Below are 2,246 nucleotides of genomic sequence, written 5' to 3'. Positions count from 1 at the left end.
CAGTCCACATGCGGCGACGGCTCCTCCGCGTGCAACGTCCGCGGCAGCACACCGTGCCGCATCGCCATCACCATCTTGATCACACCCGCCACACCCGCGGCAGCCGCGGTGTGGCCGATGTTCGACTTGACGGACCCGAGCCACAGCGGCCGGTCCTCGGCGCGGTCCTGCCCGTAGGTCGCGAGCAGGGCCTGCGCCTCGATCGGATCGCCCAGCGCCGTGCCGGTGCCGTGCGCCTCGACCGCGTCCACGTCGGCAGGGGTCAGCCGGGCATTGGCCAGGGCCTGCCGGATCACCCGCTGCTGGGAAGGCCCGTTGGGAGCGGTCAGACCGCTGCTGGCGCCGTCCTGGTTGACGGCGGAACCCCGTACGACCGCAAGCACCTGGTGACCGTTGCGCCGCGCGTCCGACAGGCGCTCCAGGAGCAGCACGCCCACGCCCTCGCCCCAGACGGTGCCGTCCGCCGAGGCGGAGAAGGCCTTGCAGCGGCCGTCCTTGGCGAGGCCGCGCTGGCGGCTGAACTCCTGGAAGAGCCAGGGGTTCGGCATGACGGTGACGCCGCCGGCGAGGGCCAGGGCGCATTCGTCTGCGCGCAGTGCCTGTGCGGCCTGGTGGAGGGCGACGAGGGAGGAGGAGCAGGCGGTGTCGACGGTGACGGCCGGGCCCTCCAGGCCGAAGGTGTAGGCGACGCGGCCGGAGATGACACTGTTGACGTTGCCGGTGAGGGTGTAGCCCTCGATCTCCGGGGGCGGGGTGCCGGTGCCGCCGCCGAGATAGCCGGGGTTGCCGGCGCCGACGAAGACGCCGGTCCTGCTCCCCTTGAGGGTGGCCGGGTCGAGGCCGGCGCGTTCCAGGACCTCCCAGGAGGTTTCCAGGAAGAGCCGCTGCTGCGGGTCCATGGCGAGCGCCTCGCGCGGCGGGATGCCGAAGAACGCGGCGTCGAAGCCGACGGCGTCGTGGACGAAGCCGCCTTCGCGGACGTAGCTGCGGCCGGGGGCGTCGGGGTCGGGGTCGTAGAGGGCGTCGAGGTCCCAGCCGCGGTCGTCGGGGAAGCCGCCGATGGCGTCACGGCCTTCGAGGACCAGTTCCCACAGTCCTTCCGGGGAGGTGACGCCGCCGGGGTAGCGGCAGGCCATGCCGACGACGGCGATCGGCTCCTGCTCCCGTGCCTCGACGGCCTGCAGACGCCTGCGCGTCTGCTGGAGGTCCGCGGTGACGAGCTTGAGGTAGTCGCGGAGCTTTTCCTCGTTGCTGGTGGCCATCTGAGCGGTGCCTCCGGGAGCTTGCGGGGCTGCGGGTCCTGGCTGGGTTGGGGGGCGGATGCCGGAGGCGGCGTGCGGCGCCTGCGGCCTTCTGCGTCGTGCGGGCGGTCAGTTGAGGCCGAGCTCTTTCTCGATCAGGGCGAACATCTCGTCGTCGGTGGCGGTGCTGAGTTCGGGCTCGTCGCCCGGCTCGGCCGCCTCGCCGTCGCCGTCGGCCTTGATGCCGTTCTGGTCGAGCTGGTCGAGTTGTTCGAGTTTCCAGAGGAGGGAGCGGAGCCGGTTGACGGCGCGCTCCCGGCCGTCGCTGCCGGCGGGCAGCGCGACGGCGGCGGCCTCCCACTCGTTCATGGCGGTGAGTACGGCGGTCTCGGCGGCCGCGCCGTCGGGCTGGATCTCGGCGGCCAGGTGAGCCGCGAGGGCCGCCGGGGTCGGGTAGTCGAAGATCAGCGAGGTGGGCAGGCGCAGTCCGGTGACGGTGGTCAGGACGTTCCGCAGCTCGACGGCGGTCAGCGAGTCGAAACCGAGCTCGAGGAAACCGCGGTCGATGTCGAGGGCGGCCGGATCGGGGTGGGCCAGCACGGCGGCCACGTGGGTTCGCGTCAGGTCGAGCAGGGCCTGGGCCCGTTCCGCGGGAGCCAGCGCGGCGAGACGGGCGGCGAGGGCCGCCGGTGCTCCGACGGCCGGGTCCTGGTCGGCGGCCCGTCGCCCGGCTGCGCGGACGAGCCCCCGGAGGACGGCGGGGAGCTGTCCGGCGTCGGCCTGTCCGCGCAGCGCGGCCGGGTCGAACCGGACGGCGGCGAGCACCGCCTCGTCGTGGCGGGCGGCGGCGTCGAAGAGGGCGAGCCCTTCCTCGACGGGCAGCGGCCGCATTCCGCTCCGCGCCATACGGGCGAGGTCGGTGGCGTCGAGGGTGCCGGTCATACCACTGGACTCGGCCCACTGCCCCCACGCCAACGACACCGCCGGCAACCCCCGATGCCGCCG

Annotated in this window: 2 protein-coding genes; both read right to left on the bottom strand. The window is 73.6% G+C overall.

The genetic code is table 11. From position 1 onward, the window contains the following. Window positions 1–1,262, bottom strand: a 1,262-nt coding sequence (locus ACH4ZX_RS40260) for a type I polyketide synthase (protein ID WP_398283896.1), incomplete at its 3' end; no start/stop codon positions are given. 108 nt (window positions 1,263–1,370) lie between these two features. Beyond that, a partial coding sequence (locus ACH4ZX_RS40255) for a phosphopantetheine-binding protein (RefSeq protein ID WP_398283894.1) occupies window positions 1,371–2,246 on the bottom strand: 876 nt, incomplete at its 5' end.

The sequence above is a fragment of the Streptomyces sp. NPDC020490 genome (assembly GCF_044335305.1).
Taxonomy (GTDB): Bacteria; Actinomycetota; Actinomycetes; order Streptomycetales; family Streptomycetaceae; genus Streptomyces.
The sequence above is the reverse complement of the archived record's forward strand: the minus strand, read 5'-3'. Positions and strand labels throughout refer to the sequence as shown.